The 14880-nt window shown below is 63.1% G+C and carries 14 protein-coding genes; 2 read left to right on the top strand and 12 right to left on the bottom strand.

The features are described from left to right. Nucleotides 1-80 precede the first annotated feature (80 nt). Nucleotides 81-2162 carry a carboxy terminal-processing peptidase gene (locus tag LU684_RS19705; protein WP_016485312.1) on the bottom strand — a complete coding sequence of 694 codons (2082 nt, stop codon included), beginning with the start codon at nt 2160-2162 and terminating at the stop codon, nt 81-83. A 140-nt stretch (nt 2163-2302) separates the two neighbouring features. On the opposite strand from LU684_RS19705, the gene LU684_RS19700 reads away from it, so the two are divergent. Beyond that, on the top strand, nt 2303-3265 hold the full coding sequence (locus LU684_RS19700) for an NAD(P)H-quinone oxidoreductase (RefSeq protein WP_232894945.1): 963 nt from the start codon (nt 2303-2305) through the stop codon (nt 3263-3265). 113 nt (nt 3266-3378) lie between these two features. On the opposite strand, the gene LU684_RS19695 is transcribed toward LU684_RS19700, so the two are convergent. The 6 genes from LU684_RS19695 to LU684_RS19670 form a co-directional block, all read right to left on the bottom strand. After that, complete coding sequence (locus LU684_RS19695) at nt 3379-4032, bottom strand: HAD family hydrolase (RefSeq protein WP_232894944.1); 654 nt, start codon at nt 4030-4032, stop codon at nt 3379-3381. A 14-nt stretch (nt 4033-4046) separates the two neighbouring features. Beyond that, the gene (locus tag LU684_RS19690) at nt 4047-5036 is read right to left on the bottom strand and encodes an ABC transporter ATP-binding protein (RefSeq protein WP_016485315.1); all 990 of its coding nucleotides are present in this window, start codon (nt 5034-5036) and stop codon (nt 4047-4049) included. Between the two features lies 1 nt (nt 5037). Continuing rightward, on the bottom strand, nt 5038-5832 hold the full coding sequence (locus LU684_RS19685; protein ID WP_016485316.1) for an ABC transporter permease: 795 nt from the start codon (nt 5830-5832) through the stop codon (nt 5038-5040). Then, complete coding sequence (locus LU684_RS19680; protein ID WP_016485317.1) at nt 5822-6673, bottom strand: ABC transporter permease; 852 nt, start codon at nt 6671-6673, stop codon at nt 5822-5824. Before LU684_RS19680 ends, LU684_RS19685 begins: the two co-directional genes overlap by 11 nt. Beyond that, the gene (locus LU684_RS19675) at nt 6670-7476 is read right to left on the bottom strand and encodes an alkaline phosphatase family protein (protein ID WP_016485318.1); all 807 of its coding nucleotides are present in this window, start codon (nt 7474-7476) and stop codon (nt 6670-6672) included. The genes LU684_RS19680 and LU684_RS19675 overlap by 4 nt, the downstream gene beginning before the upstream one ends. Nucleotides 7477-7605: 129 nt before the next feature. Next, nucleotides 7606-8664, bottom strand: a complete 1059-nt coding sequence (locus tag LU684_RS19670; protein ID WP_016485319.1) for an ABC transporter substrate-binding protein — start codon at nt 8662-8664, stop codon at nt 7606-7608. A gap of 328 nt (nt 8665-8992) precedes the next feature. Here LU684_RS19670 and LU684_RS19665 point away from each other — a divergent pair, with 328 nt between their 5' ends. Then, on the top strand, nt 8993-9706 hold the full coding sequence (locus tag LU684_RS19665) for a UTRA domain-containing protein (RefSeq protein ID WP_016485320.1): 714 nt from the start codon (nt 8993-8995) through the stop codon (nt 9704-9706). Between the two features lie 117 nt (nt 9707-9823). On the opposite strand, the gene LU684_RS19660 is transcribed toward LU684_RS19665, so the two are convergent. The 5 genes from LU684_RS19660 to minE all read right to left on the bottom strand — a co-directional run bounded on the left by LU684_RS19660 (nt 9824) and on the right by minE (nt 14878). Continuing rightward, nucleotides 9824-11977 carry a mechanosensitive ion channel family protein gene (locus LU684_RS19660; protein ID WP_024717884.1) on the bottom strand — a complete coding sequence of 718 codons (2154 nt, stop codon included), beginning with the start codon at nt 11975-11977 and terminating at the stop codon, nt 9824-9826. Between the two features lie 44 nt (nt 11978-12021). Further along, entirely contained in the window at nt 12022-12189 is a 168-nt protein-coding gene (locus LU684_RS19655) for a hypothetical protein (RefSeq protein ID WP_012271002.1), read from the bottom strand. 188 nt (nt 12190-12377) lie between these two features. Continuing rightward, the gene (locus LU684_RS19650; RefSeq protein WP_060518720.1) at nt 12378-13667 is read right to left on the bottom strand and encodes a M18 family aminopeptidase; all 1290 of its coding nucleotides are present in this window, start codon (nt 13665-13667) and stop codon (nt 12378-12380) included. 169 nt (nt 13668-13836) lie between these two features. Continuing rightward, the gene (locus LU684_RS19645; RefSeq protein ID WP_011532730.1) at nt 13837-14472 is read right to left on the bottom strand and encodes an RluA family pseudouridine synthase; all 636 of its coding nucleotides are present in this window, start codon (nt 14470-14472) and stop codon (nt 13837-13839) included. A 151-nt stretch (nt 14473-14623) separates the two neighbouring features. Beyond that, nucleotides 14624-14878: a cell division topological specificity factor MinE gene (gene minE, locus LU684_RS19640; RefSeq protein ID WP_003252572.1), complete on the bottom strand. Its 255-nt coding sequence runs from the start codon at nt 14876-14878 to the stop codon at nt 14624-14626. Nucleotides 14879-14880: the final 2 nt, after the last annotated feature.

Genomic DNA, 14880 nt, shown 5'->3' with positions numbered 1-14880 from the left:
GCCCGGCCACCGTATTTCACGACAGCGCGATGACTGTTTGATGACAGGTCGCGCTATTTTGCCATCACTGCCGACTCGCCTTACTTCTTGGCCACCTTGGTGCTGGCGCTGAGGTAGTCGATCAGGATACGACCGGTTTCCGAAAGGTAGGCGTCGTCTTCCGGCTTGGTGTTTTCGTCCTCGACCGGCAGCGCGTCCTCGTCCTCTTTTTTCAGCTCTTTGAGCGGCTCTTCACCCTTGGCCTTGCGGCGGATGTTCTCCAGCGCCAGCTGTTTGGCTTCGATTTCGTCGTGGCGTGCACGGCGGTCCTGCTCGTTCAGGCTGACGGTTTTTTCGGTCATCAGCTTCTGCGTCAGGGCAAGGCGGTCGCGAATGTAGGTGAACTCGGCATCCTTGTCGCTGCGCGCTTCATGTTGCGCCTTGAGCATGGCCAGGTAAGGCTTGAACGGGTCCGCCGCCGGCTTGACTACCGGGCGGATGGTGTCCCACGGCATGGCTTCGGGCAGAGCGCTCTCGCCGATTTCCTTGGTATCGATGATCGACGGGTAGTCGATGTCCGGCAGTACGCCCTGATGCTGGGTGCTCTGCCCGGAAACCCGGTAGAACTTGGCCAGGGTCAGCTTCAGCTCGCCATGGTTGAGCGGCTGGATGGTCTGCACGGTGCCTTTGCCGAAGGTCTGGCCACCGATGATCAGCGCGCGGTGGTAGTCCTGCATGGCGCCCGCGAAGATCTCTGACGCCGAGGCCGACAGGCGGTTGACCAGCAACGCCAGTGGGCCTTTGTAGAAGGCACCCGGGTTTTCGTCTTCGAGCACGTCTACGCGGCCGTCGCTGTTACGCACCAGCACGGTCGGGCCTTTCTCGATGAACAGGCTGGTCAGCTCGGTGGCTTCCTGCAGGGAGCCGCCGCCGTTGTTGCGCAGGTCGATGACCACGCCGTCGACTTTCTCTTTCTGCAGCTCGGTGAGCAGTTTCTTCACGTCACGCGTGGTGCTCTTGTATTCCGGGTCACCGGCGCGATAAGCCTTGAAGTCGAGGTAGAAGGCCGGGATCTCGATGATACCCAGTTTGTAGTCACGCCCGTCCTGCTTGAGCTTGAGCACCGACTTTTTCGCCGCCTGCTCTTCGAGTTTTACCGCTTCACGGGTGATCGACACGATCTTGCTGGTCTGGTCGCTCGGCGCATTGCTGGCGGGGATGACTTCCAGGCGTACCACCGAGCCTTTCGGGCCACGGATCAGCTTGACCACCTCGTCCAGGCGCCAGCCGACAACGTCGACCATCTCCTTGTTGCCCTGGGCCACGCCGATGATCTTGTCGGCCGGTGCTACCTGCTTGGTCTTGGCTGCCGGGCCTGCCGGCACCAGGCGTACGATCTTGACCTGGTCGTTGTCGCTTTGCAGCACCGCGCCGATGCCTTCGAGCGACAGGCTCATGTTGATGTCGAAGTTTTCCGCGTTGTCTGGCGACAGGTAGTTGGTGTGCGGGTCATAGGACTGGGCGAAGGTGTTGATATAGGCCTGGAAGATATCCTCGGCACGGGTCTGGTCCAGGCGCGCCAGCTGATTCTTGTAGCGCTTGATCAGGGTTTCCTGGATCTGCTTGGGTTCCTTGCCGGCGATCTTCTGGCGCAGCACCTCGTCCTTGACGCGTTTGCGCCACAGGTCGTCGAGCTCGGCCTGGTCCTTCATCCACGGTGCGTCCTTGCGGTCGATCAGCAAGGTTTCCTTGGCGGTGAAGTCGATCTTGTCCACGCCTTTGTTCAGCTCGGCCAGGGCGAAGTCCAGGCGCTGCTTGACACGGTCCAGGTAGCGTTTGTAGATGGTGAAGCCCGGGTCCAGGTTACCGCTCTTGAGGAAATCGTCGAATTGCGTTTTCCACTTGTCGAATTCGGCAATGTCGGCAGCGGTGAAGTAGCTGCGCGCCGGGTCCAGCAGCTTGATGTAGCTGTCGTAGATGATGACCGAGCGGGCATCGTCCAGCGGCGGCTTGCTGTAGTGGTGGCGCTTGAGCAATTCCACCACGTTGAGGCTGGCGACGATCTCGTCGCGGTCCGGCTGCAGGCCGTCCCACTTGTTGGCGGCCGCTGCATTGCCGCCGAGCGCGAGGCTGCCCAGGCCGATCATTACAGCGAGGGCGGTGCTTGGGAGGAAATGCTTCATGCTGATTCGACGTGGAGGCAATTGATCACGCATAGTAGGCCGTCTTTTCCGTTGCCGGTTCCATGGAACCGGGCAAATACTGCAAAAAGCCTGGGGTGTGCGTTCCCCAGGCCCAGTCATGATTCAACTATGGAGGCACTGTGAAGGCATTGCAAGGCGTTGACGGACATGTGGAGTGGGTCGAGGCCGAACGCCCGGCCTGTGACGCGGGCCAAGTGCGCATTCGCGTGGCTGCTGCGGGCCTGAACCGCGCCGATCTGCTGCAGATGAAAGGTTTGTACCCGCCACCGCCAGGCGCCAGCCCATACATGGGCCTTGAATGCGCCGGGGTGGTCGAGGAAGTGGGCGCCGGCGCCGACTGGCGCGTGGGCGACCGGGTGTGCGCACTGCTGGCCAGTGGCGCCATGGCCGAGGAAGTGGTGGTCGATGCCCGTCATGTACTGCCGGTGCCCGAAGGGCTCAGCCTGCATGAAGCGGCAGCCTTGCCGGAGGTGTATGCCACTGCCTGGCTGAACATCTTCCAGCTGGGGGGTGTGAACGCCGGTGAGAAGGTGCTGGTGCATGCTGGCGCCAGTGGCGTTGGCTCGGCTGCCATCCAGCTGTGCAAGGCATTCGGCAGCCCGGTGTGGGTCAGCGTCGGCTCGCCGGATCGCCTGGCCTATTGCGAAGCGCTGGGCGCTGCGGGGGGTGTGGTACGTAACGAGAACCTGGATGCACTGGAAGGTTTCGGGCCGTTCGACGTGATTCTCGACCCGGTGGGCGCCAGCTACGGCGAACTCAACCTCAAGCTGCTGGCCCGTGACGGGCGCTGGGTGATCATCGGCCTGATGGGCGGGCGCAAGTTTGAGCTGGACTTGGCCCAGGTGCTGGGCAAGCGCCTGGAAATTACCGGCTCAACGCTGCGCAACCGCGATGACGGCTTCAAGGCTGAGTTGCTGCGCGAGCTGCAACAGCAAGTGTGGCCGCTGTTCGCCGAAGGGCGTTTGTCACCCCAGCTGGTCGATACCTACCCGGTGGAGTTTGCCCAGGCGGCGTATGCCGAGCTTGAGACCAATCAGGTGTCGGGCAAGCTGGTGATGGTGATAGACCCAAGCCTGGTGTAAGCAGGCCCGGCCCCTTCGCGGGCACGCCCGCTCCCACAAAGACCCCACAATGTCCGAGCGTGTGGTGATACCTGTGGGAGCGGGCGTGCCCGCGAAGAGGCCCACACAAATCTTCAGGACCAGCTAAGGATCGGCCAGCCATTGGTCTGGGCATGCTCGCGCAACACCGCATCCGGGTTCACCACATGCGGGTGATCCACCTTCAGCAGCAGCGGCAGGTCATTGCGTGAATCGGAATAGAAACTCGCTCCCTCAAGGTTCTCCTGCTCCTGATCCAGCCATTCCAGCAGCCGGGTGATCTTGCCTTCGCGGTAGGTCAGTACCCCGTGAGTCTTGCCCGTATACACCCCGTTCACCGCCTCTAGCTCAATCGCCAGGTATTCATCCACCCCGAGCCGTGCCGCAATCGGCCCGACGAGGTGCGTCCCCGAAGCGGAAATGATCAGAATGCGGTCCCCACGCTGGCGGTGCTCGGCAATGCAGCGGCAGGCGTCGCCAAAGATGATCGGCTCTATCACGTCTTCTACCCACGGCTCCACCAGGTGCTCGACTTCTTCCAGGGTACGCCCGGCAATCGGCTCCAGGCTGAAGGCCATGTACTCCTCCATCCGCAGGTGGCCCTTGCCATAGGCCTCCATCAGTTCATGGTCGCGGCGCAGAAACGCTTTGCCGTCTACCCAGCCCAGCCGGGCCATCTGCTCGCTCCACAGCGACGCGCAGTCACCGTGGATCAAGGTTTCGTCCAGATCGAAAAGTGCCAGTGCCATTGTGTTGAATCTCCTTAAGCCACTTCCCGCAGCGCCGTGGGGTCGATGGACAAGCTTACCCGTTTCCCGTCCCCGTGCAGGTCGGCCGGCGAGCGGTTGAGCACGTCGACCACCAACTCCACCTCGCGCACGTTTACCCGGTAGCGGATCACATTGCCCAGCAGGCTGTGGCTGCGGACTTCGGCATCCAGTTCGCCGTTGACGCCCAAGGTGATCGACTCTGGGCGGATCGCCAGGCGGCTGGTGACCGGGCGCTGCAACAGGCGGCTGGCGCTTTCGGCGTCGAGCAGGTTGTAGTTGCCGATAAAGCCGGCGGCAAACAGGTCCACAGGCGCTGTGTAGAGGGTTTCGGCATCGCCGCTCTGGACGATACGCCCCTGATTCATCAGAAAGATGCGGTCGGACAGGGTCAGCGCTTCTTCCTGGTCGTGGGTGACGAAGATAGTGGTTAGCCCCAGCTCGCGCTGGATGGCACGAATCTGCTCGCGCAGGTGTTTGCGAATACGCGCATCCAGTGCCGACAGCGGCTCGTCGAGCAGCAGCAGGCGCGGGCGGGTAACCAGTGAGCGGGCCAGGGCCACGCGCTGGCACTGGCCGCCAGACAACTGGTGCGGGTAGCGCCCGGCAAAGTTGCCCAGCTCCACCAGCGCCAGCACCTCACGGACACGGGCCTGGCTTTCGTCGGCCTTGACCTTCTGCATGCGCAAGCCAAACGCCACGTTCTGTTCCACGGTCATGTTGGGGAACAGCGCGTAACTCTGGAACACCATGCCAATGCCACGCTTCTGCGGGCTCAGCGGCACGATGTCGTGGCCGTCGAGAAGGATCTGCCCGCTGTCCACCGGCGTCAGCCCGGCGATGCAGCGCAACAGGGTGGACTTGCCGCAGCCGGACGGGCCCAGCAGGGTCACGAACTCGCCGCGCTCGATGTGGCAGTCGATGTTCTCGAACACCGGGCTGCCGGCGTAGCTTTTCTGCAGGTTCTGTACGCTGACGAAGCTCATGTCAGGTCTTGTCCTTGTTCAGGCGGTTGGCGACCCAGGTCAGTACCAGCACGAAGGCGAAGTACGAGATCACCAGTGCGCTGTTGAAGTGGCCGCTGCTGTTGCGCATGTTGTTCAGGTACACCTGCAGGGTCTCGTAGCGGGTGCCGACCAGCAGGTTGGCGAACACAAACTCGCCGAACAGGAACGAGAACGACAGCAGTAGCGCCACCATCAGGCCCTTGCGCAGGTTGGGCAGTACCACCAGCAGCGCTGCCTGCCAGGTGCTGGCGCCGAGTAGCTGGGCGGCGTCCATCAGGTCGCGCAGGTTGATTGCCTGCAGGTTGTTGGTAATGGCCCGGTACATGAACGGCAGGGCAATGGTGAAATAGCAGCCGATCAGGATCCACGGCGTGCCCACCATGGCCATCGGCCCGCTGCCATATAGTTGCAGCAGCCCCACCGAGGACACCACCGGCGGTACCGCGAACGGTAGCAGGATGAGCATGTTCATCAACGCATCGAGCCGCGGGAAGTGGTAGTGCACCACGAACAGCAGCGGCAGGATCAGCACCACCGACAGCAGCAGCGCGCCCAGGCACACCAGCAGCGACTGGCCGAAGGCGGCGAGGAAGCGCGGCTCACTCCACAGTGCCACGTACCATTTCAGGGTCAGGCCGCTGGGCAGCAGGCTGGCCGACCAGCTGGTGGCCAGCGAATAGAGCAGGGTGCCGGCCAGTGGCAGCAGCAGGATCAAGAACAGCAGGTAGACCACAACGCGGTGGTACCAGCCGCCGGAACGGGCGTCAGCGCGCATGGTAGCTCCTCTTCAGCAGCCATTGATGCACCACCGTGACCAGCGTCATCAGCCCCACCAGCACCATGGCCAGGGCGCTGGCCAGGTTCGGGTCGAGGCTGATGTCCCCGGCTACCAGGCCAGCGATACGGATCGGCAGTACGTTGAAGTTGCCGGTGGTCAACGCGTACACGGTGGCGTATGCACCGAGGGCGTTGGCCAGCAGGATGACGAAGGTGCCCAGCAGTGCCGGGGTGAGCACCGGCAGGCCGATGTGCCGCCAGTATTGCCAGTGGTTGGCGCCAAGCAGGGCGGCCGACTCGCGCCAGTCTTCACGCAGGGCGTCGAAGGCGGGGTAGAGCAGCAACACACCCAGCGGGATCTGGAAGTAGGTGTACACCAGGATCAGCCCGCTTTTGGAATAGATACTGAAGTCTTCCAGCAGGCCGACCTGCTTCAGCAGCAGTGTCAGCGCGCCGTTGAACCCGAGCAGGATGATGAAGGCGAACGCCAGCGGCACGCCGGCAAAGTTGCTGGTCATGTTGGCGAAGGCGCTGACGAAGTCGCGCAGCTTCGAGTCCACCTGGCGCAACGAATAGGCGCCAAGGGTGGCGATGACGATGCCGAACAGGCTCGACCAGAAGCTGATCTCCAGGCTGCGTTGTATGGCCTGCAGGTAGAACTTGGAGCTGAACACCTTGCTGAAGTTTTCGACGCCCCAGCCTGCTTCCGATTGCACGCTGTTGATCGCCACCCAGGCCAACGGGGCAATCTGGAAGATGACGAAGAACACGGCAAACGGCAGCAAGCAAAGCAGGGCCAGGTAGCGGCCACGGGCGCCGCTGCGCTTGGGTGTGGTCACTTCAGCAGCTCCCGGCACACGGTCTTGTCGTGGGCAGCGCCCAGCAGCTCGCATAGGGTGCCGCACAGTTCGGTCTGCAGCGGCTTGGCCGCCGGGTCCAGGCTGAAGGCGTCACCAAAGACGAACAGCGGCACTTCGCGCTCCTCGGTCAGCAGGCCGTTGTGCGAGCGGTCGTTGTTCATGCCGTGGTCGGCGGTGACCATTACCTGATAGCCCTCTTCGAGCCAGCCTGGCAGGTAGTCGGCCAGCAAGATATCGGCGCTGCGCGCTGCGTTGCGGTACTGGCTGCTGTCCAGGCCGTGGCGGTGGCCGACATCGTCGATGCTCATCGGGTGCACCAGCAGGAAGTTGGGGGCATGGCGACGGCGCAGGTATTCGCCATCCGCCAGCAGATGCGAATCGGGGTAACGGTCGTCCCAGTAGAACAGCCCATGCTGGATCGGCAGCTTCGGCGCGTGGGTATGGCGGTCGCGCTGGGGGTCGAAAGGCGAGCGGTTGTACAGCTCACTCATCCAGTGATAGGCCGCCGCTGCGGTGCCCAGGTTGGCTTCGCGGGCGTAGTGGAACACGCTGCGCTGGTTGGACAGGCGGTTGACGTTATTGTGCACGATGCCGCTGTCGATGGGCGGCACGCCGGTGAGGATGCATTCGTACAACGGCCGTGACAGCGACGGCAGCTCGCATTCCACGCGGTACAGCGCGGCGCGGTCGGCCTCGACATAGGCATGCAGGTGGCCCATGGCGTGGTGGGCGACCTGATAGTTCAGGCCGTCTAGCAGGACCAGGATGACGTTGTGTTGCATGGTGGCTCCAGTCATAAACCGCGTTGGCTTCTTCGCGGGCATGCCCGCTCCCACAGGGTTTTGCACGGCCTCTGTGGGAGCGGGCGTGCCCGCGAAGGGGCCGGGTCAGGCACTAGGCAAGCTAGCCGTTTATTCCATCTCGATGATCACTTGCTCCTGCCACATCTGTGGCAGTTTCTTCGAGGTGGCTTCCCAGGCTTCGGCATTCTTGATCGGCTGGGCAGCTCCGTATTGCTCGTTAGGCAGCAACTTGGCCTGCACATCCGCCGGCAGCTTCAGGTGCTCGGCACGGATGGGCCGGGCATGCCCCTGGGCCAGGTTGATCTGCCCGGCATCGCTGAAGATGTATTCACGGGTCAGTTTGGCCGCGTTGGGGTGCTTGGCGTATTTGTTGATGACCGTGGTATAGCCGGAAATCACCGAGCCATCCGACGGGATCAGCACTTCAAAGCGCTTGGGGTCGATCTGTTCACGGTAGCTCAAGCCGTTGAAGTCCCACACCACGCCGACTTCCACCTCGCCTTTCTCCAGGGTCTGGATGGTCGGGTTGGCCAGCGACAGGCGCTTTTGCTGGGCCAGTTTGGTGAACAGTTGCAGGCCGGGGGCCACGTTGCTTTCATCGCCTTTGTAGGCGATGGCGGCGGCAAGCACGCCGTTGGCGGCCTGGGCGGCAGTGCCGACGTCGCCGATGGCGACCTTGTACTTGCCTTTTTCCAGGTCATGCCAGGTTTTCGGCCGTTCCTCTTCCTTGACCAGGTCCTTGTTGATGATGAAGGCAATGGTGCCGGTATAGGCCAGCGCCCAGTGGCCGTCCTTGTCCTTGGCCCACTCCGGCACCTGGTCCCAGGTGCTTGGCTTGTATGGCTGGCTCACGCCCTTGGTCACCGCGATAGGGCCGAAGGCGGCCCCCACATCGCCAATGTCGGCGCTGGCGTTGTCCTTCTCGGCTTCGAACTTGGCAAGTTCCTGTGCCGAGCTCATGTCGGTGTCGCTGTGTTTGAGGCCGTATTTGCTGGCCAGGTCTTCCCAGGTGCCTTTCCAGTTGGCCCAGGCATCGGGCATGCCCACGCTGTTGACGGTGCCTTCCTTGCGGGCGGCATCTTCCAGGGCCTTGAGGTCCTCGGCCATGGCCGAGGTACAGAACGCGATGGCCGAACCGAGCAGTGACGCCATGAACAACTTTTTCATCCGTAGCTCCTTGGGTGGGTGCCTTTAACCGATCGTTGTTATGAGTGAAGCCGTTGCCTGGAACCTTTGGTCTAGGTCAGCAAACCTTGAGCCAAGGTAGGCCGCTTGCGTGACAATTTGATGTAGGGAAGGGCCCGCCAAGGTGTCGACGGGCTCCTGGCAATACAGCGTAGACCATGGTGAACCCCCGGTTTTGCGGGGCTGGCCCGATTCTGGCAGTACCCCGTCGGCAGCCTTGTCACAGGATATTCATCAGCCCTGCCTAGGCTTGCACTATTCTCCAAGTGCCCTGTTCTGGGGCTGGACTAGTCCAGATAGGTAACCATTCATGCAGCCGATGCCACCGCGTGCGGTAACAGCCATCTGCCATGCCCTGCTGGAGCAAATCGAGCACGGCCTGCTGGCGCCCGGCGGCAAGCTGCCGGCCGAGCGCAAGCTCAGCGAGGTGTTCGACACCACGCGCATCACCCTGCGTGAGGCACTGGCGCAGCTGGAGGCCCAGGGCCTGATCTACCGCGAAGAGCGTCGCGGCTGGTTCGTCGCGCCCGAGCGGCTCACCTACGACCTGATCGAGCGCAGCCACTTCCATGCCATGGTGCGCGATCAGGGGCGTGTGGCCACTACCGAACTCCTCTCGGCACGGCTGCAGCCAGCGTCGGCGGCCATCTGTGCCCGCTTGCAGCTACCGGCGTTGTCCAGCGTGGTGCGAATCTGCCGCTTGCGGCGAATTGACGGGCGCGCGGTGCTGTATGCCGAGCACTACCTGAATCCCCGTTATTTTCCGGGCATTCTCGAACAGCACCTGGCGCAGTCGCTGACCGAGATTTATGGGCGGGTGTATGGCATCCGGTACGGGCAGGTATGCTTCGAAATCTTGCCGACGGCATTGCCGGTGGAGGCAGCAGGGGCGTTGAAGGTGTCGGTGGGCAGCCCGGGGCTGCACATTACGCGGGTCAACAGCGACCAGCATGGGCACCTGATCGACTGTGACCTGGAGTATTGGCGGCATGATGCCATCCGCATCCGTGCACAGGCCGGTTGATCTTGGATTCTGGGGCTGCTTTGCAGCCCATCGCCGGCAAGCCAGCTCCCACCTTGATTGCATTGGCTTCAGGCCCTGTGCAGTGCCTGTGGGAGCTGGCTTGCCGGCGATCGGGACCTAACTGGAGGAACCGGATTCCGCTATCCCACCTCCACCAGCAGTCACCACCTGTACCGACAACCGCGGCGTCGCCAGGTCCAGCCCGGCTTCATCCAGCTGCCGCTTCAGCGCCAGGTTGAACGCCCGTGACACTTCCCACTGCTTGATCGGCGCGGTCTTGAACCGGGCCCGCAAGATCGCCGACCCCGATTCGAAACTCTCCACGCCTTGCAGCTCCAGCGGTGACCAGATGTTGCGGCGCATCAATGGGTCATTGCGCAGCTTCTGCCCCACCTCGCGAACCAGCGTGATCGCCTGGTCGATGTTCATGCTGTGCGGGACCGCCACGCGGAAGATCGCGTAGCCAAACTCCCGCGAGTAGTTCTTGATGCTCTTGATCTCGCTGAACGGGATGGTGTGCACGATGCCGTCGATGTCCCGCAGGCGCACGGTACGGATGGTCAGCCCCTCTACCGTGCCCAGGTGCCCGCCCACGTCCACGTAGTCGTCGATGGCCAGCGAGTCTTCGATGATGATGAACAACCCGGTGATCAGGTCGGCCACCAGCGATTGCGCACCAAAGCCGATGGCCAGGCCGATCACACCGGCACCGGCCAGCAGCGGGGTCACGTTCATGCCCATGTTGGCCAAGGCGACAATCACCGCAATGATGAAGATGACCACGAACAGCACGTTGCGGATCAACGGCATCATGGTTTGCGCACGAGCGTTCGCCAGGCCCCGGCGCGAACGCACCAGGGCGTGGTGCACGGCGGTGTCGGCAAGGATCCACACCAGCCAGGCGACGATCAGCGTGCCGGCCAGGCCCAGCAGGCGCAGGCTCACTTCATGGCCGTCGCCCTCGGCAAAGCCGATCATCGACAGGCCCCACACCCGCAGGCCCAGTTCGATGAACACCAGCCAGATGAACAGGTGCACCAGCAGGTAGCCGAAGTTGCGCAGGCGTTCGGCATACACCGCCTGGCGCTTGTTGGCGCGTTTGGGGTTGGCGGCGTGGCGGCGCACCAGGCCGTTGAGCACCATGCACACCACCACCAGCACCGTGCACATCAGCGACTGGCGCAGGGCGGTGCTGGTGTCACCGGCCGAGACAAAGGTGGCGAACAGCGAAATGGCCACCAGAATCAGCGCCGGTATGAACCAGAAGCTGCCGAGGATCTCGATGGTGTCGCTGAGGGTTCGCCGGGTCAGGCGCCGTGCCAGCGGCTGGTTGCGGATCAGGTGGGCGATGGGGCGGCGGAAGCGCAGGATGAACAGCCCGGTGCACAGTGCGGCGATGACGTTGGCCAAGGTCGCCAGGGCATGGGCCAGGTGGGTCCCCAGTGCGACCAGCATGCGCGGGTCGCTCATGGCCTCGCCAAACGCTGCGAAGCTGCCGATCAGCCACAGCGGGCGAAATGCCTGATGCCGCAGGATATGCAGGGCGCGGTGGCGGTGCGGGCCGTCGAGCAGCGAGAAGGCGATCACGCAGATGGCCGAGAAGCAGGTGCCGACGACCAGTGCGTAGGCCAGCACCATGGCCAGCGATTTACCCAGTGACGGTGGCAGCACAACGCTCAGGTACACGGTGAACACCAGCGCCACCAGCCAAGGGCCGAGCTTGCGCAGGGCAAAGCGCACCAGGTCCCAGGTACGCGGGTGCTGGGGCAGTTCTTCGCTCAGGCCAAAGCGCAGGCGTATCCGGTGGCCGACCCAGTTGAAGGCGTAGGCCAGCACGCTCCACACGGCAATGACGGCGGCAAAGCCGAACAGGATCGCCGGCCACTGGTGCACCGGCACTACCAGGTCGGTCAGTTCGGCTTGGGCTTGTTCGATTTCTGCCGCCCAGCGGTGAAACGGGCTGGCATCGCCGCTGAACTGTTTTTCAAAATCATGCAGCGCGCCGCCAATCAGGCCGAGCACGCCCTGTTCCACGCTGGGCTGCGATTGCCTGGTGGCGTCGCGCAGCTTTTTAAGATCGGCCAGCAGCTTGGCCCGCTGCTGGTCGTTTTCCAGGTTCTTGATCACTTCGTCCAGCGACTTGCCCAGCGGCTCGGTGGCCTCCGGTTGCGCGGGCGCACTGCCGCCCAGCAGGCCGGGCAGGCCCGCTGCCTGTACCGGAGTGATGAACAGCAGCAGGAGAAGGAACAGGTAACGCAGGAGGGCAGGCACGGGCAAATCTACCTCAGGTCAAACGATTGACCGAGTGTAGAGGTTTATGTCGGCAGTTTCTCGAGGATCTTCCAGCAGGTGAGGCCAAAGATACCCAAGGTGCCGATCCACATCATCAGTACACCGATATTGCGCTCGCGCATGCTGAAGCCAATGGTCAGCAGCAGCAGGAACAGGAACACCGGCACGAACAGTGACAGGAACGGTGACATGGACAGCAATCCTTTTGCAGTGGGGCCATGTAACAAGCATAGCGCTTGGCAAGCGAGGCGGGATTGACCTTGAGCAGGCCCGGCCTCTTCGCGGGCTTGCCCGCTCCCACAGGTTCAGCGCAGTTCCCGAAGGTTGTGCGGTCCCTGTGGGAGCGGGCGAGCCCGCGAAGAGGCCGGGCCTGCTTACATCAAGGCAGCTCGCGGCTTCGGTAGAAGGCAGTCAGTACCTTCACCAGGTGCGCCAGGTCGTGGCTGCCGCACAGTTCGCGAATGGAATGCATGGCAAAGGTCGGCAAGCCGATATCCACCGTGCGCACGCCCAGGTGGCTGGCTGTAATCGGGCCGATGGTCGAGCCACAGCCCATGTCGCTGCGCACCACAAAGCTTTGTACCGGCACTTCCTCGGCCATGCACAGGTGGCGGAAGAAACCGGCGGTTTCGCTGTTGGTGGCGTAGCGCTGGTTGTTGTTTACCTTGATCACCGGCCCGGCGTTGAGCTTGGGCCCGTGGTTGCCGTCGTGCTTGTCGGCGTAGTTGGGGTGCACGCCGTGGGCGTTGTCGGCCGACACCATCAGCGAGCGCTGGATGGTGCGCACGTAGGCGTCGCCATCGGGCAGCAAGCGCTGCAGGGTCTGCTCCAGCATCGGGCCGTCGGCGCCGCAAGCCGAGCTGCTGCCGACTTCTTCGTGGTCGTTGCACACCAGCACGCAGGTTTCGTCACTGTCGGCGGCCAGCAGGGCTTGCAGGCCGGCGTAGCACGACAGCAGGTTATCCAGGCGCGCCCCGGCGATGAAGTCGCCGTTCAGGCCGACCAGCGCGGCGTCCTGGGTGTCGTAGAAGCTCAGTTCGTAATCCAGCACCACGTCTGCGATCAGCTCGTGCTCGCGGGCCAGTTGCTCGGTGAGCAGGGCGCGGAAGTCGATACGCTCATCACCCGCTACCTGAGCCAGGATGGGCGGCAACTCGTTCTGCGGGTTGATCGCCCAGCCTTCATTGGCAGTGCGGTTCAGGTGGATGGCCAGGTTGGGGATGATCGCGATCGGCAGCTTGAAGTCGATCAGCTGGCTTTCAACTTTGCCGTCACGGCGGTAGGTGACACGGCCGGCCAGGGAAAGGTCACGGTCGAACCATGGCGCCAGCAGGGCGCCGCCATACACTTCCACACCCAACTGCAGGAAGCCCTGGCGCTGCAGCTCGGGCTGCGGCTTGACGCGCAGGCACGGGCTGTCGGTGTGGGCACCGACCATACGGATACCGTTGAGCAACGGTGCCTGCTTGCCCAGTTTGATGGCGATGATCGACGAGTCGTTACGGGTGACGTAGTAGCGGCCGCCAGGCACGGTGGCCCAGCTGTCGCGCTCGTCCAGGCGCTGATAGCCTGCAGCTTCCAGGCGTTGGGCCAGGCTGGCGGTGGCGTGGAAGGGCGTGGGGGAGGCCTTGAGGAATTCGATAAGGCCAGTATTCAGTGCATCGCGCATAGCTCACTCCAGACAGCAGTGGCGCGAGTTTAACGCACAATGTCGACAATATGTGTCTGCCTCTTCGCGGGCCTGCCCGCTCCCACCGGTACTGCACACATTTCCAACGCAGGGTCATCCCTGTGGGAGCGGGCGAGCCCGCGAAGAGGCCGGGCCAGCCGGGCGAAAATCAGAAGGGCGCGGGGCACTCGAACTTCAACCGCTCACCGGACACCGGGTGGGTAAAGCTCAACATGGAGGCATGCAGGCACAGCCGCTCATGGGCCGCCAGTGCTTCGGGGTTGGCATACAGCCGGTCACCCAGCAGCGGGTGGCCGATCGACAGCATGTGCACGCGCAACTGGTGCGAGCGCCCGGTGATCGGCGTCAGTTCTACCCGGCAGTAGTCACCGCAGCGCTCGACGATGCGCCAGAAGGTCAGCGCATGTTTGCCCTGCTCGTGGTCCACCACATGCCGTGGCTTGGTTGGCGGGTCGTAGCGCAGCGGCAGGTCGATGCTGCCGCTGTCCAGTGCCGGTTGGCCCCAGCACAGTGCGGTGTAGGCCTTCTCGGTTTCGCGGTCGTGGAACTGCCGCGACAGCTCGCGGTGGCTGTCGGCATCGCGGGCCAGCAGGATGATGCCGGAGGTTTCCCAGTCCAGGCGGTGCACGATAAGCGCATCGGGGTAGCCGTTTTCCTGCAGGCGGGTAATCAGGCAGTCCTTGTTATCCTCGGCGCGGCCGGGCACCGACAGCAGCAGGGTCGGCTTGTTGATCACCAGGATGGCGGCGTCTTCGTGCAGGATCTGGATATTGGACAGCGGCATTGCATGGTCTCTGTTAAATCGGGAGAAAAAAGCGGGGCCGCTCTGCGGCCCATTCGCGGCACAAGGCCGCGCCTACAGGGGAACGCGATCCCTTGTAGGCGCGGCCTTGTGCCGCGAATGGGCTGCAAAGCAGCCCCGGCTTTCAGCCAGATCAGCGATCCGGCAGGGTGATGTTCAGCTCCAGAATCGAGCAGCTGCCTTGGTTTTCCAGCTCGATGTGCACGTCATCGTTGCCGATGTTCACATACTTGCGGATCACTTCCAGCAGTTCTTTCTGCAGCGCCGGCAGGTAGTCCGGCTCGCTGCGTTGGCCGCGCTCGTGCGCCACGATGATCTGTAGACGCTCTTTCGCTACCGACGCGCTGGTCTGTTTCTGTCTGCCACGAAAGAAGTCAAAAAGGTTCATGG

Origin of the sequence: Pseudomonas sp. NMI542_15 (assembly GCF_021283425.1) — a bacterium.
Taxonomy (GTDB): domain Bacteria; phylum Pseudomonadota; class Gammaproteobacteria; order Pseudomonadales; family Pseudomonadaceae; genus Aquipseudomonas; species Aquipseudomonas fortuita.
This window is presented reverse-complemented; position numbering and strand designations above follow the sequence as displayed.